Below are 18,403 nucleotides of genomic sequence, written 5' to 3'. Positions count from 1 at the left end.
GCTTCATTGCTCGATGCCGGTGGCCGTGATCAGCGCCGGGTAGTGCCGCAGGCCCAGGCGATCGGCCAGGTCGTCGCCGGCCACGGGCGCGAGCGGCACGCCCGGCACCAGGGCGCGCAGCCGCGCCAGGCCCTGCGCGGTCTCGACGTTGACGACCAGGCCGACCGCGCCACGTTCGCGCAAAGCGGCGGCGCGGCGCTGCAACCAGGCCCGGGAAGCCTCGTCGTCGCCGATGACCACGAACGGCCGCAGGCCGGGCGCTTCGATCACCCGTCGCGCGACGGTGCCGGGCGTGAGCTTGGCGCTGCGCACCGGCAGCATCGCGGCTTCGTCCGCCCGTGTGGCAGGAACCTGGGGCGTCGGGATGGACGGCCGCGCCGGTGCGTTGGCGCGCGGCTGGAGATTCAGGGCTTCGTAGTACGGCAATGCCGACGTGCCGCCACGGTCCTCGACAACGATCAGTGGCTCGCCGGCACGCGAGGCCAGCGGCAGGCCTGACAGCAGCATGAGTAGGCCCGTGAACGCGAGATGGGCGGGATGGGGTTTCGTCATGGGGAGGTCTCCTGGCGCGCCGCGAGGACCGCGGCGGCTGGTCGCGTGCCCTGCACGCGGGCAAGGTGGCGCGACACGCTGCGCCGATAGCGGGCGGCGGGCTCGCCGCCTGCGGGGCGGTGGTAGCGGCCGATCGCCAGCAGCCAGTCCTCGCCGGGGGTGTGCTGCTCCTTCAGGATCTCGGCGGCAACGGCCAGGTTGCGATACGGATCCAGCAGGTCGCACGCGCCGGTAAAGCGGTGCTTGTGGTAGCCGAGGTTGATCTGGCCCAGGCCCGCATCAATGCGCGTGTGCGGCGTGGCGCGCATCGCCTGCTGCAGGCCAGCGCAGGCGTCGGCGCGCGTGGCGAAGCGGCGCGACTGGCCGGCGACGTTGAGGGACCACGGCCACGGCACCAGGCGCCCGTTGCGCCGGATGCCGCTCTCCTGCAAGGCCACGGCGTAGAGCACGGTCGAGGGGATGCCTGCGCGCTGGGCGGCAAGCTGGTAAGCCGGTGGCGGAACCTCCTGGGCCAGGGCGGCAACGGCATACAGGCCGGCAGTGAGCACCAGTGCGCGCAGGGGCATGGCTACGGCTGGCGCTGCCATTGGCCGTTCACTTCGCGCACGGCGGCGGGCAGATCGCCGGGCAGGCCCAGTGACAGCCAGCGGCCGCCGTCGTGGTTGAGCGTGATGCTGCCGGCGCGCACGCGCGCCGGGTCGATCTGCGCGCGCTTGGCCCAGTCGCGGATGCGCGCGTCATCCTGGCGGCTGCCCACCATGTACAGGTCGAACTCCGCGCCCGAGGATTGCAGGCGCTGCACGAGCTGTCCGCAGGCTGCGCAGCCGTCCTTGACGAACACCGCCATGCGGCCGCTGCCGCGCAAGGGACTGCTGGATGGGCCGGCGCCCGGCTTGTCGTCGGGCAGGTTCACGCGCTGCATCCCCGGATTCAGGCGCTGCCAGGCCTCGTCGTAGGCGCGCTGGTAGGCGAGCAGCTTCTCGACGCGGCGCGCTTCCACCTGCACCTGCAGTTCCGCATAGCGGCGCCGTTCTTCGTCCGTGCGAGCTTCGATGCCCAGGGCGGACAGCGGGTCCAGGTTGGGCGAGTAGATACCCAGCGGCCCATCCATCAGCTCGCGGTAGCGTGCCCATTCTTGTGGCTGCAAGCCCCATTCGGTTGCCACCCGGTCGTCCAGCACGCGGGCGGCCAGCGGGCGCTCCTGGCTCTGTGCGTTGCGCGCCGAGGTCGTTGCGGGCTGCTGCGCCCAGGCGGGCCATTGCGACGACGCCACCAGGACCGCGAAAAGGAGGATCGACGGCTTCATGGGGTGCTCCGGTCAGGGAATCGCCACGCGGCGGGTCTGGTTGCCGGCCTGGAACACTGCGGTGTTGCCCTCGATCGCCTGCAGGCGCCACGGGCCGACCGCATCCCCGGGCAGCAGCACCTGAAGTTGGGCGGGCGTGAAGTCCCCGATGCTCGGCGCGACGGACACGCTGCGCTGGCCGGCGCGCAGTTCGGCGCCGACGACGCGGAATGGCAGCGGCGGCAGCTCGGTCTTGGAGGCGGCGGACGTGCGCGATGCGCGCCGCTGGGCGGGTGCGGTGGCACGCGCGGCGGCTTGGCGCGCCTTGATCTGCTCGACCTCCGCGCGCAGCGCCTGGAGGTCGTCGGCCGCTGCGTAGCCACTGAGAGATTTCTCGACCTGGGCCGCGCGTGCTTCCAGAATCTGGCGGGTGTCTTTGAGGTCAGCGTCCGTCGCGACGGCCGGGCGCTGCTGGATGGCCTCGATCGTCTCGGCCAAGCCAGTTGCCTGCGCTTCCAGGCGTTGCAGGCGGGAATCCAGCCGCTCCTGGTCGGCCTGGTCGCTGAGGGCCTGGTAGCCCAGGGCCGCCAAGACGCTGAGGAAGATCAACCAGAGCCACATCAGGCTCTGCACCACCACGGCGGCGGTCGATCGCTGGGCAGGTTGCGGGGCGTTCATGGCTGGCCTCCCGAAACCATGGGTGCCAGCGGGAACGTCTGCACCGCCTCGGTGGCGGGTGGCTCGGATGGGGACTCGGCGACCGCGCGATCGCCGGGCCGCTCGAAGCAGATTTGCCGTGCGCGGTCATCCGCGTGCAGTTCCCAGGCCGGGCCAGCCAGCGTGAGCAGCGCATCGCGCAAGGTCATGGGGCCGAGGTGCAGGTGTACCGCCGGCAACGGCAGCGCGTACAGCTCGATCACGGCATGCGCGGTCTGGCACAGGCCATAGCCGCTGCGTTTGAGCACGTGCCGAAGCCCATCCCCGACCGTGGCGCGGGCATCCTCGGGCATGGACACGTCGATGGTCTGCAACAACAGGTCGCGCTGCGCCGCCATGGGTGCCAGTTCGACCAGTGTGTAGCGGGCGTAGCGCACGACCGGGATGTACTCGGAAGCCTCGGGTTCAGGCGCGGCCAAGACTTCCGCGATGGTGTCGGGCGCGACCGGCGCAGTCGTCGTCGCGCAGCCACCGGCCAGCACCGACCACAGCAGGCCGAGAAATCCCGCCAGAAGGCGGCGTTCGGGATAGTGAAACCACGGTGGAGAGGGGCACATAGCTCGGCGTCCTGAAACATCCAGCCCTCACCATCGCCGCTCAGGCCGCGAGCGGCAGCAAACAATGCGAACCAGGCAGCGTCCGATTTACCGGGAGCGGCAAAAAAAACGGCCCCGAAGGGCCGTAAGTGGAACGTGTCATGCGGCGACAAGCTGCCGGGCCAGTGCGACCTCGACGGAATCACCGTCCTGGTTCAGGACATCGAGCCCGGATTCGGGCACGTCGCCCGAGGTGGACTGCGAGACCATGATCTTCTTGGCCATCAGCTCCAGGCAGGTCATCTGCGAGGAACCGGCGTAGCCGAGGTAGATCACACGCACGGGCTGCTTCTGCCCGATGCGCCAGGAGCGGCGTGCCGCCTGCTGGAGCGAGTACACGTTGTAGCCCGACTGCATGAACACGATCGTCGGGAACTCCAACAGGTCCAGCCCCGTCTTGACCAACTCGGGGTTGGTGATGAGCACGTCGATGCCACGGTCCAGTTGCTCGGCGATCCAGTCTTCGCGGCGGCTGGCATCCACGCTCGCGCGCAGCACCGCCACCTTGAAGCCTTCCTGCTCCAGCAACACCTTCAGGCGCGACGTGGTGTCGCGCGTGCCGGTATAGACCGTGTAGGCCAGGACCTTGCGGCCCTGCGCCTTCTCCTCTTTGCAGATGTCGATCAGCTCACGCTCCTTGGGGCTGATCTCGAACTCGTTGAACTGAGCCGGGACAAACGCCAAGGTGTTGCGCGTGCGCGGATGCACCACGGTCTCCGACCGGAAGCAGCAATCCGGCCAGGCCAGCAGCACGTTGAGGACCACACCCAGCAAGGTCGTATCGCGTCGCGCCAGAGCCTGTTTCAGCTCCGCGGTCAGCCGACCCGCCAGATCGCGGTAGGCCGCGGCTTGCGCCGTGTCCATCGCGACTTCACGGAACTCCTCGTCATACGGCGGCAGGACGTTGCCACCGATGTCCTTGAGCTTGAGAAAGATCGTGAACGGCAGGATGCAGCGCAGCACGCCCTTGGGGCCAAACCCCGGGGCCTTGACCGTGCGCACCGATACCTTGGTGCCCTTGGCCGTCTTGTGCGCCGTGCCGGTGCTCTCGGAGTAGATGTCCTTCAACACCCCGTGATCGCGCATGAACGCCATCGCAGCCGAGGTCATGCTGCCGCTCGTGGTCGGGCGGTAGCCGTCTTCGATCATCCGCCCCGGAAGGGCTCGGAACAGCAGGTGGAACAGGTCGTCCCCGTAGCCGCCCATCAACGTGCCGGTCAGCAGCAAGGTCTTGCGAGCCTTCGCCGCCAGCACGCCCATGGCCTGGCCCTGGGCACTGCCCCCGTTCTTGTACTCATGTGCCTCATCGGCGATGAGCAGGTCGAACGTGCCTTGCGGCAGGTAGCGTTTGATGAACTCGGACGGCTGATAGCCGCCCTCGCCAAAGCCGAACTCCATGTTGGCCATCGCACGTTCCATGCGCGTGGCCTGACGGTCGGAAAACACCAGCTCGCCGTTGCCATCCATGAGGTTGATGAACTCATGGATGTTGTCGCCGAGCATCGACGCCAGGAACCCGTCACCGAACTTTTGCATCAGCTTCTGCGCGGTGACCTCTCCGATGGTCGGTATGCGCTTTAAGGCTTTGAGCACGGCCGAGGACTGGTCGCTGCCGGACAGACTGCGCGGGCGGATCAGTGTCCACAGGGGCGCGGCGCAGTGGCCGCACTTCCTGCGGCACTCCTCGGCTTGGAGCGCGATCGGGTTGACCGGCTCGCCGTCGAGGTCGGTGATGACCGTGCCGCAGTCCGGGCAGGCCGCCACGTCGCCGTGGCGGGTGCGCCGCGTGGTGAAGACAGGCTTCCAGTGAAAGCCCATCCGCATCCTGACGCGCCCCAGGACGAAGAACTCCTGGCCCGTGGGCTGCACGCCCAACTGCTCGCGCAGCTTGATGAGCTTGACGAGCGTATCCGGCCCGTTGAGTACCCACACCTTGGCACCGGCCACCGTCTCCTGGATCTCGCGCCGCCACTTGTAAACCAGGTGGGGCGGCGACAGCACCAGAGTGCGGCGATAGCCTTCGGCGTTGAGCACGGCGGCCGTGGCAATGCCGACGGTCGTCTTGCCGCAGCCCATCTCGCCATTGACGATCGCAGCACGTTCGCCACGGTCGATCAGCAGCTCGGCGGCGGCGTGGACGACTTCGGCCTGGGCTGGGAACAGCTTGCGCTTGAGGCTGGCGACCACCAGTTGCCGGTGCGCCTGCGGTTGGCCGGTATAGACCGGCGGATTAGCGCTGTTGAGGGCGTCGAGTAGTTCGTCGCCGAACTCGCCGACAAAATCCTGAAGGCTCAGGGTCAGAGGGGAAGATTCCGCGTCGAGCAGTTCGCCCTGTACGGGCGCGGATTCAGCGGCAGTGGTTTCGAGATCGAGGGACATGGTGATGCTCCAAAGAAAAATGGGGCATGCACCACCCCCAGCGGGGCAATGGCATGCCCCGTGGTGGGAAGAGAATCGACGCGTGGCTGAGGGTGGTTGAAGGTGCTGGCCTGGGCGGCCCGCAGGTGAACCGTGCTCAGTCTTCGGACGGAAGCACGATGACGGTTGCGCAGCGCTGCGAATCGGTGACGATGCGAATGGCGAGCCCCGGATGGATCACGTAGTGCGATTCCAGCGACGCGCCCGATTGAAGCGCGCTGCTGTTCGTCTGCCATTGCTGGATGTTGACGTCGCCCCAGTCGCCACGGGTGTGGCGCCTGAAGTACGGGATCGGGTCCAGGCGACCCGCGCGGACCAGGCGGTCTACACCTCTGCTGAAGATGAGCGCCCCGATGGGGAACGCCAGCCGCTGGCAGTAGGTTTCGATGCGATGCGATGCCATGGGCTCCTCCTTGATGAGTCATTGAGCCACGACACCCCTGCCGGAGTGAAGTGGCTCCGTCAGGTGGATGAGGATGACGATGTGGGGCCTCAGATCAGGTCCCGCTCTTCGGGAAGCTGGACCACCGTGGTCTGGTGGTCCTCGCTGGTCTTGACGATCAGCGCCAGGTCCGGCGTGATCCTGAACTGCGAGATCATTAGGTTGTCCTGTTGGATCGCCACGTCGTTGGCTTGGCGTGTGGCCTCATCGATCTCGCCCCAGTCCCCGCGCACATGGCGCTGGACATAGGCCAAGGGGTCGATCAGGCCTCGCCGGGCCAGCCAATGCACCTTCTCGCTCAACTTCAACGTACTCGGTGCGAACAACGGTTGCTTGTGCGGCGCAGGCCGCTTGAACGGATTGGGGATCATGGTGTTTCTCCTTCGAGTTGGTACAGCAGGACGGCAGCGCGTCCGGTGGATCAGCGAATGGTCAACACCTCGCCCCGTGTCGCGGAGCCAGGTGTCATGTCCCACGCGCGGATGACGGGAACGAACTTGTCGGTGAGGATGCGGGTCTCGGCGATGGAGCCGTCTTCGCGTTCGGTGAACTCCCGCTGGAGCGTCTTGTCCTTGTGGGTGTCACCTTTGACGACGAGCACGCGCCCGGTCTTGGAGCGCACAACCCCCGAGATCGCACCCGCGGCCAGAGCCAGGGCGAGATGCCAGCGGGACAAGGCCCGCGCCGGTGGACGCAGCGATTGCTGCGCAGCCCCCAGGTGCGTGTCCTGCGATGGCCACAAGCCTTGCAGCCTGCCAACCTCATCGGCGAACTGCTCGGGCTCCATCGTCACGCGGAAGAAATGCTCTGGCTCGGCCGGGCTGGCGGGGACGATGTACGGCAGGAACGGCCACTCGCTCGGCAGTTCCTCGGCTTCGACTTCGCCTTGCCCTACCTGCAACAGCAGATTGCGCACGGCCTTGACGCCATCGGGCACCTGCTCGCGCTGGCGCACCCGGCGTCCGAAGATCACCACCTGCTTGAACTGCGTCTCCACCGCTCGGTAGATGCGCAGGTCCGTGTAGTGGCGCGTCAGCCAGCCGACCAACTCCGCGTCGAGCACGTAGCCGGGGACGATGAAAACCAGCACGCCGCCGTATTGCAGCAGCGAGAGCGTGCGCTGGTAGAACAGCTTTTCAAGGCGGGCACGGCCCTGGCCCTGATAGCCGATGTTGCCGTTGACGTCCTTGGACAGGTCCCCATACGGCGGGTTGAGCCAGAGCAGCCCGAAGGACTGCTTGGAGACCATCGTGTCCATCAGGTCCGCGTGCAGGCAGTGATCGACCAGGCCGCGGGCATGGCGCGCCCGCTCCGCGTCGAACTCGACGGCGAACGCCTTTGCCTGCTCGCGCCCGAGGGCATGGGCGGCTTCGGCGATCGCCACGCCTTCGCCGGCGCAGGGATCGAGGATGCACATCGGCCCGTCGCTGGGCATCAGTGCGTTGAGCGCTCTTTCGAGCGTGGGTTCGTCGGTCGGGAAATATCCGTTCTTGACGAAATTGCGGGCGAGCCGCGGGAACATGAGGGCCATGGAAGTCTCCTGGTTGGCGGGGATGAAACACGGAAGTACGCCAAGGCGTGCCTCCGAGGGTGGGTCAAGCCGCTACCGCTTCCGGCGTCCAAATCTTGGCCGGATACGGATAGGCGGTGAGCGCGTCGCTGCGGATCAGGGAGCCGAGCGCCAGGGTCAGCGCCGGCACGTCGATGGCGAGCCGATGGCCTTCCAGCGGCCCGAGGGCGAACGGAAGGCGGGCCAGCATCTCGCGGGTTTGCAGCAGTTCCAGCACGGTCTCGCGCCAGTGATCGAGCAGCGGCAACGGGCAGGTGTCCCGCACCAGCATCCACAGGCGGTCAAGCCTGTGGGCGCTGTCGCGTGGCAGCAGTGCCAATGCGCTGGCGTTGGCCTTGTCGGGCTTGACGCAGCGCCGGTCGAACAGCCACACGTTGGACAGCGAGCCGAACAGCGTCCGCCGGTACGCGCGCGTGATGCGCTTTTCCAGGCGATCGACGTTGCCGATGAATACCGGGACGCTGCCGCCCTGGTCGGTGATGACGTGGAACTGGTCCAGTCCCTGCTCGTCGCGCCCGAGGGTCAGGCGAGCGAGGAACTGCTGGACGGCGGTGTCCCGCGCCCAGATGGACAGGAAGATCAGGTTGCCCTGGTCATCGCCGACGCAGGCGTCGGCCATCACGTCCGGGCATTCGTCGATGCGGTACAGCGTGGAAGAAGTGTTTGCGGGCATGGTGGTGTCCTCGGATGAACGGGAACAGCACCGCCCGCTGGGGCAAGTACTGCCCCAGGGGGTGGAAGAAAACCGCTCAGTCCGGCTCGAACTGCCGGGTGTGCGGGTTGAAGTGAAGCGGCTCGTCCGCCGAAGTGATCGGCGTGAAGCCTTCCAGGTAGATGTTGTTGAGGTACTGGTCGCGGTAGGTCAGTGCCTGCCGTGCCTGGTCCTCGGTGAGGCCGTTGTCGATGAAGTACGCCAGCATTTCCTCGTCGGAGGACACTTCGTCGTTGGACAAACTCCCTTCAACGAGTGCCAGCAACGAGGGCGGAAGCGTTGCCAGGATCGGGTCCATGTCGGTTCCTCCTGGCTCAGGCCATCGACGCCGCGGCGGATGCCGCGGATGCCGTGGGTGTGCGCCGCCGGGCGTGGTAGGCGCGAACGCCTGCACGCCAGTCGGCGGACTGCTCCGGTGCGAGGTCCAGATAGGACAGCGGGCACGTGTAGTAGTACGGGTGCATGGACTCGTCCAAGGACTTGTAGCCCCACTGGCCGCCGCTTCGTTCAAGCAGATCGCAGCGGATGTAGCGCAGGGACTGGCCCGGTGCGAGATCACGATGCACGCCTTCGACCTTGGCGGTCACTTCGGCGACGGACCACAGCACGTTGCCGCGCAGGGTGTGAGCGATGACCTTGACGCTGGCGCGCTCGGTCTCTTGCGGTGCGATCAGTTCCGCGATCAGTTCGGACCGCGATTGGTTTGAGAAATACCAGCCCATGAGAGGCCTCCTCGAAAAGTTGAGCTGAAGGCCTCCCCGTGGGGAAGAACCCCCAGCGGGTGATGGAATGCCGCATCTGCGGCGAAGGAACCTATGCGTCGCCCTCAATCCCAGTCGTCATCGTCTCGATCACAACCGGCCGGGCAGTAGCCGAACTCGATCCCGTGCGAGCAATAGCCATGCTCCGCATTCCAGTCCTGGGTTTCCTGCCGTTCGGCAGGTGTTGCGTAGTCCCATTCCTGGGCCGCGATTTCGAGAGCCTGAGCACGTTGCTCATCCGGCAAACGATTGGCCTGTGCGTCGATCGCCGAACTGAAGAGCGTCACGTAGTGGTCGTAGGACAAGCCGCAACCGCGCTGGGCGTGTGCGGCGGCCGCTTTGCAAAGGTCCCGCCACGCGGGTTCATCCAGCGTTGAACGCGGGGTATCGCAAGCGATGGTGGACATGATGGAGACCTCCAGAAAATGGCCAGGGCCTCCCCCGCATGGGAAAGGAACCCCGGCGGGTGGATGAAGAACACCGCGCATGCGGCGTCTGCGATCACGCAGGTTTTGGTTCGGCCTGGCGGCTCCACTCCTGCGTCTTGAAGTCCAGCGCGTAGCCCAGCTCGCCCAGGCGGGCGATCTGCGCGCGCAGGGTGCGGCGGTCGATGGTCGAATCCAGTTTCACGGACTCGCCCAGCGGCCACAGCAGGCCGAAGAGCGCGGCGTCACCGTCTTCGGTGCTGCCGGGGGCAGCGGCCGTAGCAGGCGGTGGCGCATCCACGCCGAAGGGCGTGGTATCGACCAGCGGGTCCGCGGACGCCTGCACGGGTGCGGGCTTGGCGGGCCTGGACGCTTTGGTGGGCTTGGCCGGCGTTGCCGCAGGCTGCGCCCCTTGCTCTTCATCGAGCGGATCGACGTCCTGGGTGGCGAAGCTGCGGGCTTCGTCGCGGCTGAGTTTGTCGATGCCGTTGAGCGTCATGCCGTCGAGGCTGGCACGGATCTCGAACCGCATGCCGCCGCCGACCGGATAGGACTTCGGGAAGATGTACCTGATGATGAATTCCCCGTCGTACTTGCCTTCGGGGTACTGCTCCAGCTCCGGGTCTTTGACCTCGAAAGTACCGAGGTGCGTCGCGAGGCGGCCAACCGTGAACGGGCCGTTCTTGCCGCGGATGGTACGCAGCGTGAGCTGGCCGGGGACGACGATGGGCGCAACAGATTTCTCGGAAGCCGATGGGGTTGCCATGATGGTTCTCCTGATGATGAATGACGGGCCGCCGACGGCACCCGGTGGATGAGAGGAAATGGCCTCGCCCGAGGTGGGCGAGGTCCGCGTGGCATCACGCCTTGAGCTGGCGCATGCCTTCGGCCAGCAGCCACAACGCCCGGTTCAGGCGCAGGTTCTGGTCGATGCCTTGCACCGGACGGGTGCGCTGATTGCGGCCGTTGGCCGTGCGTCCGTTCAGGCCCCCTTTGACTAGGTTCTCCTGGACGCGGTTGAAGACGGCCCACAGGTCGTTCTTGCGGTCGTCCCATCGCCGAGGGGCCAGCAGTTGGCTCTCGGTGACAGGCGTGGACTTGGCCGGATCGTCGTACTTGAGTGCGAGCGCAGAGTTCGCAAAGACCTCCGCTTCGCCCTCATCGAGGGTGATGGTGCGCATCGCATCGCGCGCGTTATGCACGCGCTCGAAACCTTCGAGGACTCCGTAGGCACCTTCGATCACCTGGCTGGCCACGTCGCCCTTGTGGGGAACGCGGATGTCTGCGGTGGTGTCACCGCAAACCAGGCCGTTGTGGCAGACGAACCGGAACATGCCGGCGAGCATCTGATAGCTGCTCGTGCCGTCATGGCTGTTGAGCAGGATGATCTCGTTCGCCTCGTCGCCGTTGATCTGGCTTGCATGGCGAAGTCGGATGAGGTGCTTCGTGTACTCGCGCCGGTCTTCGTTGCGCACGCGCGTCTGACACACCATGAAGGGCTCGAAGCCCTCCTGGCGCAGCTTGGTCAGCACGGTCGAGGTCGGTATGTAGGCATACCGATCGGACCGGCTCCCATGTGGAGCGTCGGCGAAGATCGACGGAACGACGGCACGAATGCGGTCGTCCGAGAGTGGGCGATCAGAGCGCAGGATCGGGGATTGCGGAGCAAAGCGGGATACCAGAGACATGGCTGATCTCCTTTGAGAAATTCGACAACCGCGTGGCCGTGAGACCACGCGGAACTCGGGGGATGAAATGCGCAAGCACGCGTCCTGGGGACGCGGCGTACGTGGGGAGGAAAAGCGACAAGGCCCCGTGAGAGGCCGTGCCGGATCAGAACGAAGCAGCCAATGCCGGCTCCTGCTCCTGGACTTGCGCCTCGGGCTCGCGCTCGGCGGGCTCGGTGGCCGTGTCGATGGCATCGTCGGCTTCGGACGCGGATGCGTCTTCGGCCGGCGGCGCCTCGGCTTGCGCCTGGCTCGTCGGATAGACCTGGGTGCCGTCGATCTTGATGAGACCGATGTGGACCAGCGTCGATTCCAGGCTGGCGGCCGGTTCCCCGGCGTGCTCACCCTTGGTGCGGATGTACGGATCGATCTTCATGTCGTTCAGACGGAAGGCGATCAGCACCTTGCGGTCACCCTCGACGGCCTGAACGCACCGGCGAACCAGGTGCTCGGCTTCCGGGGTGGCGACGATGGTGTCGAAGTACCGATACTCCGGTTCATCGACAGGCCCGGCCAGTGCCGCGACGGTGCAAGAGAGGAACGAGTCGCCAGCTTTTGGGGTGACGTCCTTCACACGATTGAGATAGCCGATGCCGCGGGTGATCAACTCGTGCTGCTCGATCGAAGCCAGTTCGGCCCGGTCGATCAGTTCGGCCTTGAGCAGTCGCGCCTTGAGGGACGCGGCGGCCTGACCCTTCTGCTCACCCTTGTCGCGGATGTACACATCGCCCCACAGGTCACCGAGGCGAAAGCGCACCAGCGGGCGCTGCTTGGGATCGTCAACGCCGATGTAGCGCTGAACGAGCTTCTTGGCCTCGGCACCCGAGACCTTGACGTCGAAGTAGCGGTAGCTGGGGTCCCGGGCGGGGCCGACCAGCGCGGCGATGGTGCATGCCAGGAAAGGCTGCGCACGGCGGCCGCCCCGGACGGGCACTTCACGGACACGCTGGATGTAGCCGATGCCCGAGGTGTGGAGGTCGAAATACGATTTCTCGTTGGACGTGGTGTTCATGGTGAATCTCCATTGGGATGAAGCGGAGACACACCGGCCCACGCATGCGGGGAAGGTGCGTGACCCCGCGGTGGGTTGATAAGGCGAAAGCATCCGCCACCAGAGGCTGGTGGCCGCTCGCGGAAGGATGCGGTGCGAGCTGGCTCGGTCACGCAGTGGGAACTGCGCCGCAACCTCGAAGACCGATGGTTGCCTGGCATGTCGCTGACGACGTCAGCAGGCATGGGGCCAGCATGGCGGGGCCTCGCGCGCGCGGCAGCAATCAATCGGCACCCGGGCGCTTCCCTTTGTCCGCGCCACCCGGCGCCTGTCACAGGCACTTGGCGCCGCGCAGGTGCTCGGGGGTATCGGCGCGCGGACGGCCGGGACGGCTCCAGGCGCCGCCACCGCGCGCGCCGATCAGCCGCCAGCCGGCGGCGCGCAGGCTGGCGCCACCTTCGTCGGGCATGGTGTAGGTGAGCAGGCGTATGTAGCCCAGCGCCCTTGCCGCCTGCCAGGCCGCGCCGTAGAGCTTGCTGCAGGCGCTGGGTGTGCCGTCGGTGCACAGCCGCGTGACTTCCAGCGTCCAGGTGCCGCGCGACCGGGCGGCCGACAATGGCCACGCCGTGGATCAGGTCGCTGTCGCTCAGCGTGACGGCCAGGGCGAACTTCGCGCCCTGGACCGGGCGGTGGTGGCGATGGTGCGACAGAACGAATGCATTGGCCGTGCGCAGCGACACCGGTAGGAGGTGCAGCCTCGGCGAGGTCGATGGCGTGTTCATGCGGTTGTCTCCGGTGGCATGCCGGCGTTGTGGCCGGCGGGGCGTGCCTCGGCGGCTGGAGACAAACGCGCACGCGCGGCGATGGCGGCGGTGCGAACAAAAGAAGGCCCCCGATGCGGGGGCTGCGAGGCGGTTGCCGCGTCAGGCGGGAGGCACCACTGCTAAGGACAGGTGCGTGGCGGTGGCGGAAAGCACGAGATCGTCCGCCGAGTGCTGGAGGCGCGTGAACAGGCCGTCCTTCGGGTCGAAATACTCCGCGAAGTCATCGCCGCCCAGCTCGCGGCCGGCGAGGTGCCACCAGTCATCGAACGGGTCGGTGTCCGGGTTGCATCCGACGGCGTAGGCGAGCAGTGCCTGGCGCCCATCCGGGCGACGCTCCCCACGCTCGGCGAGGAAGTACACGCCCTGATCCTTGACCAGGACAATGCGGCACTGATTGGGGACGTCTCAGAAAACGGAAAAAATCGTACGCTAAGCCGGTTGCAGCGGTCGTAGCGGCCTGAACTTGCCCGCGCCGATCTTGGCGCTGCTGCGCCAGAGGTAATCGCCGGTCAGGTTGATGTGCTCCCAGCCCAGCGGCGACAGGTACTGCAACAGGGCGTCATCGACAGTCTGGCCGTGACCGCGTAAGGCGTTTGAGGCCCGTTCCAGATAGACCGTGTTCCACAACACTATGGCCGCCGTCACCAGGTTGAGGCCGCTGGCCCGGTAGCGCTGCTGCTCGAAACTGCGGTCGCGGATTTCGCCCAGCCGGTTGAAGAACACGGCGCGGGCTAGCGCGTTGCGGGCTTCGCCCTTGTTCAGTCCGGCATGCACGCGGCGGCGCAGCTCGACGCTTTGCAGCCAGTCCAGGATGAACAGCGTTCGCTCGATGCGGCCCAGCTCGCGCAGCGCCACGGCCAGGCCGTTCTGGCGCGGGTAGCTGCCGAGTTTCCTGAGCATCAGCGAGGCCGTCACCGTGCCCTGCTTGATCGAGGTGGCCAGCCGCACCTTGGCGTTGATCGCCTTGCCGGACGCCTGGAACTGCTGCTGATGCTTGTGCTTGGCAGCGTTGAACAGCTTGCCCAGGATGCGGTCGTGCAGGTCGATGATTTCGTCGGTGACGGTGGCCATGCCCTCGATGGCGAGCGCACCAGGGTCGCGTAGCGGCGCTGTGCCTCGAACTTGGCCAGATCGGCGGGCGTCATCTGGCCGCCTTCGCGGGCGATCTTGAGCAGGCGGTTCTGGTGCACCGACCGCTCGATGCCGGAAGGCAGGTCGAGCGCCTGCCAGGCTTTGAGGCGCTCGATGTGTTCGAGTATGTGGCGCGAGTTCGGCTTGACGGGCGACTGGCGCAGCCAGGCCAGCCAGGTCGTCTTGCCGTTGTCGTGGCGCTTGAGCAGATCGTCGAGGCGGTGCCGGTGGGTGGCCGACAGGGGATCGGACAAGGCCGCGTAGATGCGGCGGTTGGCGCGGCTGTAGGCGTTCATCGAACACCTCCCTTTTCCTCATCCGGCGCAACAGGACAGTTGCTTCACGTCCTTGTTGAAGGTCTGCGCCGCGAGCTTCAGTCCCTCGACCATGGTCAGGTAGGGGAACAACTGGTCGGCCAGCTCCTGCACGGTCATCCGGTGGCGGATCGCCAGCGCGGCCGTCTGGATCAGTTCGCCCGCTTCCGGCGCGACCGCCTGTACGCCGATCAGCCGCCCTGAGCCAGCTTCCGCCACCAGCTTGATGAAGCCGCGCGTGTCGAAGTTGGCGAGCGCCCTCGGCACGTTGTCGAGCGTCAGCAGCCGGCTGTCGGTCTCGATGCCGTCGTGGTGCGCTTCCGCCTCGCTGTAGCCCACGGTCGCCACCTGCGGATCGGTGAACACCACCGCCGGCATCGCCGTCAGGTCCAGCGCCGCGTCGCCGCCGGTCATGTTGATCGCGGCGCGCGTGCCGGCCGCCGCCGCCACATAGACGAACTGCGGCTGGTCGGTGCAGTCGCCGGCAGCAAAGATGTGCGGTGCGCTCGTGCGCATGGCGCGGTCGATGACGATGGCTCCCTGCGCATTGACTTCGACGCCTGCCGCTTCAAGGTTCAGGCTGCGCGTGTTCGGCGCGCGACCGGTGGCGACCAGCAGCTTGTCGGCGCGCACTTCCCCCTGCCCGGTGGTGAGCACGAATTCCCCGCCCGCATAGGCAACGTGGCTCGCCTGGGTGTGGTCCAGCACCTCGATGCCCTCGGCGCGGAAGGCGTCTGTTACGGCTTCCCCGATGGCCGGGTCTTCTCGGAAGAACAGCGTGCTGCGCGCCAGGATCGTGACCTGGCTGCCCAGCCGGGCGAAGGCTTGCGCCAACTCGACCGCCACCACGGAGGAACCAATCACGGCCAGCCGCTCGGGGAGCGAGCTGCTTTCCAGCGCCTCGGTGGAGGTCCAGTGGGGTGTGTCCGCAAGGCCCGGGATTGGCGGAAGCGCCGGGCTCGCGCCGGTGGCAATCAGGCAGCGGTCGAAGTTCACCTCGTGCGTGCCGCCGTCAGCGGTCGCCACGGTCAGCGTGCGCGTGTCCCTGAACCGGGCCTCGCCGCGCAGCACGGTGATGGCCGGAGTGCTTGCCAGGATGCCTTCGTACTTGGCATGGCGCAGCTCCTCGACGCGGCCTTGTTGCTGGGCCAGCAGCCGCTCGCGCAGTACAGCGGGCGCTGCGGCCGGCAGGCCAGCATCGAACGGGCTTTCGCGGCGCAGGTGGACGATGTGCGCGGCGCGGATCATGATCTTGGACGGCACGCAGCCGACATTGACGCAGGTGCCGCCGATGGTGCCGCGCTCGATCAGCGTGACGCGGGCGCCTTGCTCCACGGCCTTCAAGGCAGCCGCCATCGCCGCGCCGCCGCTGCCTATCACAGCCACGTGCAGCGCTTGTTCACCGCCAACATGCTTCGTTTCGCCACCGAGCCAGCCCAGCGCCTTGTCTAGCAGGCCGGCAGGCTTGTTCGGCGTGTCGGTAAGCCGTGCGCGATAGCCGAGCGTGGCCACTGCGGCAACCAGCGGGGCCACGCTCACGCCTGCATCCGCCTCGATTTCGGCCTGCCGCTGCGGATAGGACACCGAGGCCGCGCGCACGCCGGGCACGTTCGTCAAAGCCTGCTGGACGTGCTCGGCGCACGACGTGCAGGTCATGCCTTCGATGTGGAGGGTGATCGCCTCGGCCATGATTACGCCCTCACTGCTTGACGCTGGACGGGTAACCCGCGTTTGCGGTGGCCTTGGTCAAGGCGTCGGCATTGGTCTTGGCCTCGTCGAAGGTGACGACGGCCTCCCGCTTCTCGAAGCTGACTTCGGCCTTCTCGACGCCGGCGACCTTGGACAGAGCCGTCTTGACCGTGATCGGGCACGCGGCGCAGGTCATGCCGGGCACCGACAGGGTGACGGTCTTGGTGGCAGCCCAGGCGGGCGCGCTTAGAGCGGCGGCCAGGGCGATGAGGGTGGTGAGGGTGGTGAGTTTCTTCATGGTGATCTCCTTTCAGTAGAACAGCGGCAGGACGTAGGGAAACGCGAGGGCAACCAGAACCAGGGCGGCCACGATCCAGAAGATCACCTTGTAGGCAGTCCGCACTTGGGGCACGGCGCAAACGTCGCCGGGCTTGCAGGCATGGGCTGGTCGGAAGATGCTGCGCCAGGCGAAGAACAGCGCGATGAGCGCTGCGCCGATGAAGATCGGCCGATACGGCTCCAGCACGGTCAGGTTGCCGATCCACGCGCCAGAGAAGCCGAGCGCGACCAGGACAAGGGGGCCGAGGCAGCAGGCCGAGGCGAGGACGGCCGCGACGCCGCCGGTCGCCAGTGCGCCGCAGCCGTTCTTGGGTTCCGACATAAGGTTCTCCTTCCGGGACTTCGCTTGATGCTGTAACGTTACTTCCGTAGTCAACTACGGAGTCAAGCGCCATGGAGAACGCTCAAGAGAATCTGACCATCGGGGCCTTCGCCAAGGCAGCCCGGGTCAACGTGGAGACGATCCGCTTCTATCAGCTCAAGGGCTTGCTACCCCAGCCGGAGCGGCCCTACGGTCGCATCCGCCGCTACGGGCAGGCGGACGTGGCGCGGGTGAAGTTCGTGAAGTCAGCCCAGCGCCTGGGATTCAGCCTGGATGAAGTCGGCCAGCTCCTGAAACTGGAGGACGGCACCCATTGCAGCGAGGCGGCCGAACTGGCTGCTCACCGGCTGGCCGATGTGCGCGCACGCATGGCGGACCTCACGCGGATGGAAGAGGCCCTGTCGACGCTAGTGAGAGAGTGCAACGCGCACCATGGCAATGTTTCCTGCCCGTTGATCGCAGCTTTGCATTGCTGCTAAAGGGCCCACTTCGGCTCTTAGCGTACGATTTTTTTCCGTTTTCTGAGACGACCCCTGATTGGCGATGGCTTCGGTCAGCACGGGGCGCAGGTCAGCGCCTTTGAATCGCAGTGACATGGATGAAATCTCCTGTGTGGAAGAATGAGAAAGGCCTCCATCCGATGGGATGAAGGGCCTGTAGTGCACGCGGCCGGAACGGCTGGAACGCCGTGGCGGATGCCTCGGGTCAGCCGCAGGACCGCCCGGTTTCGCTGCGGGGCGTCATGCCGGGACGGCCTGGCGCTTGCGGGCCGCTTTCGCGTCGAGGATGCTCACGTCGATCTGGCGCCAGCGCCCGTCGTCGATGAGCCTCTCCAGCACTTCGCCGAGCATGTCGAAATACACCTCGTCGTGCCGATCGACCAGTTCGACCGATTCACCGTTCTGACGGTGCAGTTCCACCACGTAGGTGTCTCCGCCGCGGTCGTAGAGGATCGTCACCCGGCCCTCGAACTTCGCGGTCGAGACCGTGAAGCTGATCGCCGGCGGGGTCTCGATGATCTTGGAGGGCGTGGGATCGACCCAGGTGAAGTCGCGGGCACCGGCATCCACCAGCATGTGGGTGATGCGCCGGAAGCGATCGGGGGCCGGCATCTCCTCCAACTGCTCGATGAGCTGGCCCAACTCCATGCACTGCGGCGTGGGAATGGGCAGCTTGGCCGGCGCCGAGCCGAGGATGTGCCTCGTGATGGTGTACGGCGTGCCGTCCGAAGTCTCCTCGGTGATGACCTCCGGCGTGTCCGCGCGCAGTCCGTCGAAGCGACGACGGGCATAGGGTTGGACATGCACCTTGGCGCCTTCGGCAGGAACCGTGGTCACCAGGCTGGGATCGAGCACCGCGAACTCGGAAGGCTTGAGCTTGACGACGATGGCATCGTCGGTCGCGGCGACCACCTTGCCGTCGAAGGGTTGGGGGTCGATGGCGAAGCCCAGCGTTGAGGACAGCGGCTGATCATCGAACACGCGGTACTTGAACGACCGCACGTTGCGGGGCACATGGCCTGCGACCAGCGAAGGCATCATGGATTTGATGAGGGAACGATCCATGGGGAAACTCCTTGAGGAAAAAC

At 66.6% G+C, this 18,403-nt stretch carries 23 protein-coding genes and 2 pseudogenes; 1 reads left to right on the top strand and 24 read right to left on the bottom strand.

What is annotated here, in order from left to right; translation table 11 throughout:
* Nucleotides 1–3: 3 nt before the first annotated feature.
* From ACOKS3_RS21135 to merT, 23 genes and pseudogenes are all read right to left on the bottom strand, one after another.
* Nucleotides 4–552 carry an integrating conjugative element protein gene (locus ACOKS3_RS21135; protein WP_003109779.1) on the bottom strand — a complete coding sequence of 183 codons (549 nt, stop codon included), beginning with the start codon at nucleotides 550–552 and terminating at the stop codon, nucleotides 4–6.
* Nucleotides 549–1,139, bottom strand: coding sequence for a transglycosylase SLT domain-containing protein (locus ACOKS3_RS21130; protein WP_003109780.1), 591 nt, complete (start codon nucleotides 1,137–1,139; stop codon nucleotides 549–551). The genes ACOKS3_RS21135 and ACOKS3_RS21130 overlap by 4 nt, the downstream gene beginning before the upstream one ends.
* A complete protein-coding gene (locus ACOKS3_RS21125; protein ID WP_003098886.1) occupies nucleotides 1,121–1,858 on the bottom strand; it encodes a TIGR03759 family integrating conjugative element protein in 738 nt (245 codons plus the stop codon). The genes ACOKS3_RS21130 and ACOKS3_RS21125 overlap by 19 nt, the downstream gene beginning before the upstream one ends.
* 12 nt (nucleotides 1,859–1,870) lie before the next feature.
* A complete protein-coding gene (locus tag ACOKS3_RS21120; protein WP_003098888.1) occupies nucleotides 1,871–2,515 on the bottom strand; it encodes a hypothetical protein in 645 nt (214 codons plus the stop codon).
* Nucleotides 2,512–3,111: a PFGI-1 class ICE element type IV pilus protein PilL2 gene (gene pilL2 / locus ACOKS3_RS21115; RefSeq protein WP_003098890.1), complete on the bottom strand. Its 600-nt coding sequence runs from the start codon at nucleotides 3,109–3,111 to the stop codon at nucleotides 2,512–2,514. Before pilL2 ends, ACOKS3_RS21120 begins: the two co-directional genes overlap by 4 nt.
* Nucleotides 3,112–3,249: 138 nt before the next feature.
* A complete protein-coding gene (locus tag ACOKS3_RS21110) occupies nucleotides 3,250–5,529 on the bottom strand; it encodes a helicase-related protein (protein WP_004350563.1) in 2,280 nt (759 codons plus the stop codon).
* A 136-nt stretch (nucleotides 5,530–5,665) separates the two neighbouring features.
* Nucleotides 5,666–5,971 (bottom strand): hypothetical protein, encoded by a 306-nt coding sequence (locus ACOKS3_RS21105; RefSeq protein WP_003116817.1) that lies wholly within the window; start codon nucleotides 5,969–5,971, stop codon nucleotides 5,666–5,668.
* 89 nt (nucleotides 5,972–6,060) lie between these two features.
* Nucleotides 6,061–6,381 (bottom strand): hypothetical protein, encoded by a 321-nt coding sequence (locus tag ACOKS3_RS21100; protein ID WP_003116818.1) that lies wholly within the window; start codon nucleotides 6,379–6,381, stop codon nucleotides 6,061–6,063.
* A gap of 50 nt (nucleotides 6,382–6,431) precedes the next feature.
* Nucleotides 6,432–7,541 (bottom strand): DUF6094 domain-containing protein, encoded by a 1,110-nt coding sequence (locus tag ACOKS3_RS21095; protein WP_003116819.1) that lies wholly within the window; start codon nucleotides 7,539–7,541, stop codon nucleotides 6,432–6,434.
* Between the two features lie 64 nt (nucleotides 7,542–7,605).
* Entirely contained in the window at nucleotides 7,606–8,253 is a 648-nt protein-coding gene (locus ACOKS3_RS21090; protein WP_003116820.1) for a hypothetical protein, read from the bottom strand.
* Nucleotides 8,254–8,329: 76 nt separating this feature from the next.
* Nucleotides 8,330–8,590: a hypothetical protein gene (locus tag ACOKS3_RS21085; protein WP_003090124.1), complete on the bottom strand. Its 261-nt coding sequence runs from the start codon at nucleotides 8,588–8,590 to the stop codon at nucleotides 8,330–8,332.
* 16 nt (nucleotides 8,591–8,606) lie between these two features.
* Complete coding sequence (locus ACOKS3_RS21080; protein ID WP_003116821.1) at nucleotides 8,607–9,014, bottom strand: hypothetical protein; 408 nt, start codon at nucleotides 9,012–9,014, stop codon at nucleotides 8,607–8,609.
* A 104-nt stretch (nucleotides 9,015–9,118) separates the two neighbouring features.
* Entirely contained in the window at nucleotides 9,119–9,460 is a 342-nt protein-coding gene (locus ACOKS3_RS21075; RefSeq protein WP_003116822.1) for a hypothetical protein, read from the bottom strand.
* A gap of 94 nt (nucleotides 9,461–9,554) precedes the next feature.
* A complete protein-coding gene (locus tag ACOKS3_RS21070; protein WP_003116823.1) occupies nucleotides 9,555–10,244 on the bottom strand; it encodes a DUF3275 family protein in 690 nt (229 codons plus the stop codon).
* A 94-nt stretch (nucleotides 10,245–10,338) separates the two neighbouring features.
* On the bottom strand, nucleotides 10,339–11,166 hold the full coding sequence (locus tag ACOKS3_RS21065; RefSeq protein WP_003116824.1) for a DUF932 domain-containing protein: 828 nt from the start codon (nucleotides 11,164–11,166) through the stop codon (nucleotides 10,339–10,341).
* A 145-nt stretch (nucleotides 11,167–11,311) separates the two neighbouring features.
* Nucleotides 11,312–12,217 carry a DUF3577 domain-containing protein gene (locus tag ACOKS3_RS21060; RefSeq protein ID WP_003116825.1) on the bottom strand — a complete coding sequence of 302 codons (906 nt, stop codon included), beginning with the start codon at nucleotides 12,215–12,217 and terminating at the stop codon, nucleotides 11,312–11,314.
* A gap of 310 nt (nucleotides 12,218–12,527) precedes the next feature.
* A pseudogene (locus tag ACOKS3_RS21055) lies at nucleotides 12,528–12,978 on the bottom strand (XF1762 family protein).
* Between the two features lie 141 nt (nucleotides 12,979–13,119).
* Nucleotides 13,120–13,404, bottom strand: a complete 285-nt coding sequence (locus ACOKS3_RS21050; RefSeq protein ID WP_031629745.1) for a DUF3085 domain-containing protein — start codon at nucleotides 13,402–13,404, stop codon at nucleotides 13,120–13,122.
* A gap of 45 nt (nucleotides 13,405–13,449) precedes the next feature.
* Nucleotides 13,450–13,968 (bottom strand): annotated as a pseudogene (locus ACOKS3_RS21045) (Tn3 family transposase); the annotation flags it as partial.
* Nucleotides 13,932–14,447 carry a Tn3 family transposase gene (locus ACOKS3_RS21040; protein ID WP_003098931.1) on the bottom strand — a complete coding sequence of 172 codons (516 nt, stop codon included), beginning with the start codon at nucleotides 14,445–14,447 and terminating at the stop codon, nucleotides 13,932–13,934. The pseudogene ACOKS3_RS21045 and the gene ACOKS3_RS21040, both read right to left, overlap by 37 nt.
* An 18-nt stretch (nucleotides 14,448–14,465) precedes the next feature.
* Nucleotides 14,466–16,154 carry a mercury(II) reductase gene (gene merA / locus ACOKS3_RS21035; protein ID WP_003098932.1) on the bottom strand — a complete coding sequence of 563 codons (1,689 nt, stop codon included), beginning with the start codon at nucleotides 16,152–16,154 and terminating at the stop codon, nucleotides 14,466–14,468.
* A gap of 10 nt (nucleotides 16,155–16,164) precedes the next feature.
* On the bottom strand, nucleotides 16,165–16,452 hold the full coding sequence (gene merP, locus ACOKS3_RS21030; RefSeq protein WP_003116826.1) for a mercury resistance system periplasmic binding protein MerP: 288 nt from the start codon (nucleotides 16,450–16,452) through the stop codon (nucleotides 16,165–16,167).
* 12 nt (nucleotides 16,453–16,464) lie between these two features.
* A complete protein-coding gene (gene merT / locus ACOKS3_RS21025) occupies nucleotides 16,465–16,815 on the bottom strand; it encodes a mercuric ion transporter MerT (protein WP_003116827.1) in 351 nt (116 codons plus the stop codon).
* A gap of 71 nt (nucleotides 16,816–16,886) precedes the next feature.
* Between merT and merR the strand changes: the two genes are divergently transcribed.
* On the top strand, nucleotides 16,887–17,294 hold the full coding sequence (gene merR / locus ACOKS3_RS21020; RefSeq protein ID WP_003098939.1) for an Hg(II)-responsive transcriptional regulator: 408 nt from the start codon (nucleotides 16,887–16,889) through the stop codon (nucleotides 17,292–17,294).
* Between the two features lie 261 nt (nucleotides 17,295–17,555).
* Here the strand turns inward: merR and ACOKS3_RS21015 are convergent, their stop codons facing one another.
* Nucleotides 17,556–18,380 carry a hypothetical protein gene (locus ACOKS3_RS21015; RefSeq protein WP_003098941.1) on the bottom strand — a complete coding sequence of 275 codons (825 nt, stop codon included), beginning with the start codon at nucleotides 18,378–18,380 and terminating at the stop codon, nucleotides 17,556–17,558.
* Between the last annotated feature and the right edge of the window lie 23 nt (nucleotides 18,381–18,403).

Origin of the sequence: Pseudomonas sp. HS6-2, assembly GCF_049325675.2 — a bacterium.
Lineage (GTDB): Bacteria > Pseudomonadota > Gammaproteobacteria > Pseudomonadales > Pseudomonadaceae > Aquipseudomonas > Aquipseudomonas putida_N.
Note: the sequence above shows the minus strand (reverse complement) of the source record. Positions and strands in the feature narration are given on the sequence as shown.